Genomic DNA, 6,535 nt, shown 5'->3' on the forward strand with positions numbered 1-6,535 from the left:
TTTTTTATAAATTATTGACGTTTATCAATTTCAACTGTTGCAGACATCCCGAGAAAAACTCTTTCAATATCGGTTGAAACAAAAGTAATTTTGATAGGAATTCTTTGTACAATTTTAGTAAAATTGCCCGTTGCATTATCGGGAGGGAGTAGTGAGAATTGAGCCCCAGAAGCAGGAGAGAGGCTATCAATAACACCGATAAATTTTTTATTTGGGATAGCATCAATTGTGATAGTTACTTCTTGTCCTTTTTTAAGTCCATCCAACTGTGTTTCCTTAAAATTAGCAATAACCCATCGATCCTCTTGTACAATTGCAAATAACTGCTGCCCTGGTTGTACTCGATTACCAATTTCAATATTTTTTTTACCAATATATCCATCAACTGGAGAAATGATTTTATGATAACCCAACTGTACTTCTGCTTCTTTAAGGCGTGAAAGCAAGACCTTTTTTTGTTCTAACTGTGCTTTGTTAAAATATTCTTGAGCTACAACTTTTTCTCTAGCCGCTTATTCCCGTTGAATTGCAGCATGTAAATCAGCAATAGCAACATCATTTGCAGCAATGGCTAAATTCATTTCATTTGTTGAGATGGCTTTTTTATTTTCTTTATATAAAGTTTTTGAACGAAAAACCTCAGATTCAGCACGCTTTTTTTCGGCAATGAATCGCGCTACTTGAAATTTTAAGGCATCAGCTTCTGCTTTTTGTGCAACAATTTCTGCACTAATTTGTTGGTATTGAACTTCAATTAGCGCTATTTCAGCTTTAATTTGCTCTATTTTAATATTTTGATCTGTTGATTCTAAAATAGCTAATACATCACCTTTTTTTACTTTCTGATTATCTTCTACTAGGATATCAGATATAATTTCAGGTACTCGAGTAGACACCATACTTACATGTCCATGAACATAAGCGTTATTTGTCTCTTCAAAAAAATAACCGTGCCAAACCATTCGAACTACTACAACACAACCAATTATTAACCCCAGACCAAAAATATATTTTTTCAAATTTTTGCGAATATTATTTAAAAATGATTTTTCCTTATCTTCTTGCGACATCAGCAACCTCTACCATCCTTTTATGACGTTCATTTCTTTGAATAAAAATAGGTTGTATCGTTCCATTGGAATAATTCTTAGAACTACTAGATTTCATGCTAAGAAAAACCATGCAACCTAAAATTATCTTATATGTATAAATCATTTATTTTTTTTGTGCATGGTTCACAAGTTTTACCCGAGTTAGAGAGGGTAAGTATGAGACCTATAACCCAGCAAGCCGGACAGCCACGTAACACAAAAAATCCACAAATAGCAGAAATAACTCCCAATATTACGGTTAACAAAAGCCCCTGAATAAATAGATAGATAGATAGATAAACCTAACAACCCGAATCCAAGACATCCTCGGAACAAATGAACCGTGACAGAACTACTTTGAAACATATATTCACCTCCCAAGTTATTGAGCTCAGTCTGCAATTCCCTTGAGTGAAATAGAACTTTATTTATACTTCAAGGAAAATACAGTCCGATTTTTTCTAATCGATTTTCCTTTTTGCAATGGAATACATAGGGCAAAAACCTGTAATTCCAGTACAAGTTAAAACGCCTCCAATCGCTATAGCTATCCACATAACTAAAGCAGTTGGAGCAAAAAGGAAACCTAAGCAAGCAATACATGCACCAACAAAAATTCTACATACACGCTCAAGACTAGGAACATTTTTTTTAATACTCATTATTCACCTCTCTCTATTTTTTTAAATTGAATACTAAATTGCATTAATAAAGAGTCAGTAAAGTTAAAAAAGGATTCAAAGAATTTATTTAAATAAATTTTAGGAGTAATAAAGTTAAGTTTATTTGATGCTAATTATATGAAAAACAAAGAATAAATCATGATAAAAAATAAGATGATTTTAGATATGAAATTACAGAGTTAGAATACAAGATCTGTTATATTATTGAGTTCGAACCTCGTTTCCCGCTCCAATTATTAATGCTTAAGTTTTAAATGAACGAAAGGTCATTATCAGGTATTTTCAAGTAATCTCTAAGATTCAATTAAATATCCACAAATAAGTGCATCGTTTTTTAATTTAAGTACTTCGATAATCATTATCTAAATTTCTCATTTACCTTATAAAGATGATTGATCCTATTATTTAAGGATTTTATCAATTATGCCAATATTTTTATGAACGTATGATTTATTGTACAAAGACATATGTATGCTAAAAGAATCTCGTCTTATTTTGCTGATTAGTTGAGCTTAAAGCTTAAAAGTGTTTATTTAGTATCTTTTTATATTAATTCATTTTTTATTTACTTAAATAAGGTTATTACGTCCAGAATTTGTAATTAAAAAACGTTTTTTACTAAAATGTACGGCTAATCTGAAATATTTTGAAATAAATATCATAGCAATAAAAAAATAACCATATTTATAAAAATAGAATTAAATCCAAGTTGATACCGACCTAAAACCTTTCAACAATCACACAAACAACTCATGTTAAGAGTGAAAGGTCTGGTAATTTATAATTTTATTTAAAATATGTTTAACTAATGAGATAGAATGTCTATAAAACATTCCAAGTAGTATTAAGGCTCAGCATCTTTCTCATCTTCAGATTCTTCAGTTGGAAGATCGGTTGGAGTGGCATCGTCAAAACGACCTTGCCATTCTTTAGAAGTCTGACTATCTTGAATTTTACCGTTGTTTGAAGTAAAACCAAATGAAGCAATCATTGGCGCACGTGCTGGCTTTAATAAAGCATTAGCATTAACATAATGTTTGGGATAAGGATTATGGCTAATATCACAAAGTTCGGGCACTTCCCCTGCTTGAACAACTACTCCACCAGTGTAGGGATGGAAAATCACTCCCTCATCACTATTTTGCTGTTTAACTTCATCGATACTCCCTAATTTTTCAGTAAAAAGTTCTTCACTGAGTATAGTTAACCAGTTAATGCTTTTAAATCCGTCTCTAAAATGTTTATCTTCTTCATCAGTGGAAATATCTAAACCTAAATATTTACGAGCTAACTCACCTTCTAAATATTGATAATCATAATATTTATAACGTTGTCTTATACCTAAACCAAAAAAACCATGTAAAGGTTTTAAAATTTGGCTGACTTGTCGGATGAATTCTATTATTTTATCAACTCCAAAATCTTTTAGTTCATAAATCGGCAAATAAAATTGTAAATAACTCACTGTATTATACTCTTTTTCGAGAAATTCTGATCTTGACAGAACTTTAATTAAATAGTCAGGGATCAAATACAGTTTATCAACATTACTCCAATAAAAACTTAAAGTATCTGCATAAAATCCATTATTAAGTATTATTTTTTGAGCTAAACTGATGGCGTGATAACGATATAAAGTATTGGGATCACCATTCCCAAAGCCATAATTAAGGTTTTTTCCCCAATTTTTATCATATAATGCTAGGACTTGGTTAATTGCTTGACGCTTTTCAGTTTTATAAGATTCGTTTAAATAAAAGCATCCAACTAAACCAATTTTTAAAGCATTTTCGGTATGGTCAAAATCCAAATAATGACCAAAATTAAATTTATCATAATTTAATTTATATTCCTCTAAGAGTTGCTGCAATTTATCGTTCATTTGCTTATCCTATTTTTATTTGACATTGCATTAGTTAATACCCAGTTGTATTACATATGAAACGTTTTATTGGTAATAAGGAGTTGAGAATTAGCAGATAAAATGTTAGCTACACTGATATAAATGATAGCGTTATACCAGTATCGGTTTAGTTGTTCATTATGAACAACAGGTAATAAAGAAAGGATTAAATTCATTCCATCACCTTTTAAAGCATAATGATTATGAATAAAATTTAGGTACAACTGATTAATGAATTCGAATAATTCATTTTTCATAACTTTCTCCTTGCATAATCCTTACATATTGTAAGAGTTAATATTTATATATTTTTTAATAGTAATTTTTAATTATTTTTATTAAACAACATGATTATTATAGTTGGTGTAATTCTATTGATATTGATCTCATTGGAAGTTTACGAAAAACTTACAAAAAACAAACAAACAAATGTAATATATAAACTACCCGTTTTAGAATAATTTGCAACCGTTTTTATGTCTTTATGTTACTATTTTAAACTGTTTTTAATATTTCGGATGAAATTTATACAAATATAGAATTAATAAGATTCAATAAATTGTAATATCAATTTCAAATAGCACTTTCATTTTTTATCGATTACCTGTCTAAAACGCATAGATAAAATCCATTATTCAAAACATTCTTATATATCTTTTTGTTCCAAAGGTTGTCGATAAAATTAAACCTAAATGATATAAACTCAGGTAATAGATGCATTTTTAGGCAAACAAAGCACTTTGCAATAATAATTGTTGCAGATATCGCAAAGCTTAGTATAATGCCCACGTTTACTTATTTACACTTCTAATGCCAGTGTGGCGAAATTGGTAGACGCAGCGGATTCAAAATCCGCCGCCCTTAAAAGCGTGTCGGTTCGAGTCCGACCACTGGCACCAATTCAACTTTTAATATCTTTTAATAAACATTAAAAACAGTACAAATTAGTATCAAATTCTATATTGTATGTTTAAAAAACATAAAGATACAATTACCATGCTTTTTTGGTACCCATATTAAAATATGTAAATCTAAACATATTATTAAATACCTATAATTGTTATAATACGAGCAATAACTCCACCAATCGATACCTAAATAATAAACGCTAGTCTTTGATATTAAGATAACAACCTATTTAATGGTGGAGTTAAGTATCTTTTTGTACCAAATTATTGTAAAAGAGGAAAATATAAAGCATGAGTTTTAGGGATTCTTACAGCATATGATTGATAAAAGTTATCATCAATTTTATCCACGACCATTTCCACATAATCGCCATTTTTAAAACCAACGTGGGTTAATTTGCCTTCGACAAATTTTCGCCCCACATAGCAACTAAAATGTTTTCCTTGCAAGGTAATGCTGCCCACTGACAGCGTGGTCAATAAGGCGGCCGCCACGCCAAACGCCCCGGTAATTAGCGCCCCTATCATGGCGATTAAGCCGACATTATTCGAGCCAATCTCTTTTGGGTCATCAATGATTTGTAGCTGGCTGACTGTGCCTTTTAAAATGCGATACTGTTTTGCCATACTGTTACTGTTCCGTGTGATTTAATTTGGGTGGTTGATTATTAATATCAGGCGTAAAACCCCGTTCATCAATCACCTCGACCCAATCCGGTATAATGGGCGTACGGCAGTAATAAGTGGCTTTGGCGTCTCGTATTTTGATTCGTTCAAATTCGGGGGTTTGCGGATCGTCATACAGTTCAGGATCGCCCGAGCGATTTAATTTTTTAAAACGCTCATGTTCAGCTGACGTATCATGAGACCAAGGTTTGGGGTAGCCTAATGTGGCAAAAATGCGATTACCGATAAAAGAGTAACGACCACCCGCTAGTAAAAAAAACATAATTAAAAGAACAAAAAACATAAAAAAAGCGGTAAAAGTATAAAATAATAGAAATAGAAAAAATTCGCTATCCATACTAAAATAAACAATAACCACACCAATCAGATAAGTTAATAAACATAATACGCCACTCCCTATAGCACAATATTTTAATCGAAGCAAAGCCGGTGTATCCACTGCGTGAGGAAAGTATAAAGCATGGGTTTTCGGTATTCGAACCGCATACGATTGATAATTGTTATCATCATCGCTTTTATCCACGACCATTTCCACATAATCCCCATTTTTAAATCTAATATGGGTTAATTTGCCTTCGACAAATTTACGCCCCACATAGCAACGGAATTTTTTGCCTTCTAAGGTAATGCTGCCCACTGACAGCGTGGTCAATAAGGCGGCCGCCACGCCAAACGCCCCGGTAATTAGCGCCCCTATCATGGCGATTAAGCCGACATTATTCGAGCCAATCTCTTTTGGGTCATCGATAATTTGTAGCTGGCTGACTGTGCCTTTTAAAATACTATACCGTTTAGCCATACTGTTACTGTTCCGTGTGATTTAATTTGGGTGGTGGATTATCCATATCTGGCGTAAAACCCCGCTCATCAATCACCTCGACCCAATCCGGTATAATGGGCGTACGGCAGTAATAAGTGGCTTTGGCGTCTCGTATTTTGATGCGTTCAAATTCGGGGGTTTGCGGATCGTCATACAGTTCAGGATCGCCCGAGCGATTTAATTTTTTAAAACGCTCATGTTCAGCTGACGTATCATGAGACCAAGGTTTGGGGTAGCCTAATGTGGCAAAAATGCGATTACCGATAAAAGAGTAACGACCACCCGTTAAGAAAAAAAGCATAATCAAAATAGCAGAAAAACCAATAAGAGTGGATATAGTAAAAATAGCCAAATTGAAAAAAAATCTTCATTTAAATCAGTTAAAAGCATAATAAAGAAAAATAAATAAGCTAATAAACTTAATACACCAGCGGCTATTGCTG

General features: G+C 32.4%; 8 protein-coding genes and 1 tRNA gene. 1 reads left to right on the forward strand and 8 read right to left on the reverse strand.

Annotation, left to right across the window (positions count from 1 at the left end; all coding sequences use genetic code 11):
* Positions 1-11 precede the first annotated feature (11 nt).
* From J3U13_RS09795 to J3U13_RS09815, 5 genes are all read right to left on the reverse strand, one after another.
* Positions 12-446 (reverse strand): HlyD family secretion protein, encoded by a 435-nt coding sequence (locus J3U13_RS09795; protein WP_267341791.1) that lies wholly within the window; start codon positions 444-446, stop codon positions 12-14.
* A gap of 66 nt (positions 447-512) precedes the next feature.
* On the reverse strand, positions 513-1,070 hold the full coding sequence (locus J3U13_RS09800; protein ID WP_267341793.1) for an HlyD family secretion protein: 558 nt from the start codon (positions 1,068-1,070) through the stop codon (positions 513-515).
* A 482-nt stretch (positions 1,071-1,552) separates the two neighbouring features.
* The gene (locus J3U13_RS09805) at positions 1,553-1,753 is read right to left on the reverse strand and encodes a DUF2892 domain-containing protein (protein WP_267341794.1); all 201 of its coding nucleotides are present in this window, start codon (positions 1,751-1,753) and stop codon (positions 1,553-1,555) included.
* 865 nt (positions 1,754-2,618) lie between these two features.
* On the reverse strand, positions 2,619-3,656 hold the full coding sequence (locus J3U13_RS09810; protein ID WP_267341795.1) for a type VI immunity family protein: 1,038 nt from the start codon (positions 3,654-3,656) through the stop codon (positions 2,619-2,621).
* Positions 3,657-3,706: 50 nt separating this feature from the next.
* Positions 3,707-3,934 carry a hypothetical protein gene (locus tag J3U13_RS09815; protein ID WP_267341796.1) on the reverse strand — a complete coding sequence of 76 codons (228 nt, stop codon included), beginning with the start codon at positions 3,932-3,934 and terminating at the stop codon, positions 3,707-3,709.
* Between the two features lie 555 nt (positions 3,935-4,489).
* Here J3U13_RS09815 and J3U13_RS09820 point away from each other — a divergent pair.
* Positions 4,490-4,576, forward strand: a tRNA-Leu gene (locus J3U13_RS09820).
* Between the two features lie 273 nt (positions 4,577-4,849).
* Here J3U13_RS09820 and J3U13_RS09825 read toward each other — a convergent pair.
* Genes J3U13_RS09825 through J3U13_RS09835 form a run of 3 tightly spaced genes read right to left on the reverse strand, consistent with a single transcriptional unit; the run spans position 4,850 to position 6,444 of the window.
* Positions 4,850-5,212: a hypothetical protein gene (locus J3U13_RS09825; protein ID WP_267341797.1), complete on the reverse strand. Its 363-nt coding sequence runs from the start codon at positions 5,210-5,212 to the stop codon at positions 4,850-4,852.
* A 4-nt stretch (positions 5,213-5,216) separates the two neighbouring features.
* Positions 5,217-6,071: a putative type VI secretion system effector gene (locus J3U13_RS09830; RefSeq protein WP_267341798.1), complete on the reverse strand. Its 855-nt coding sequence runs from the start codon at positions 6,069-6,071 to the stop codon at positions 5,217-5,219.
* Positions 6,072-6,075: 4 nt separating this feature from the next.
* Positions 6,076-6,444: a hypothetical protein gene (locus J3U13_RS09835; RefSeq protein WP_267341799.1), complete on the reverse strand. Its 369-nt coding sequence runs from the start codon at positions 6,442-6,444 to the stop codon at positions 6,076-6,078.
* Positions 6,445-6,535 lie beyond the last annotated feature (91 nt).

This window comes from Gilliamella sp. B2887 (assembly GCF_026537015.1).
Taxonomy (GTDB): domain Bacteria; phylum Pseudomonadota; class Gammaproteobacteria; order Enterobacterales; family Orbaceae; genus Gilliamella.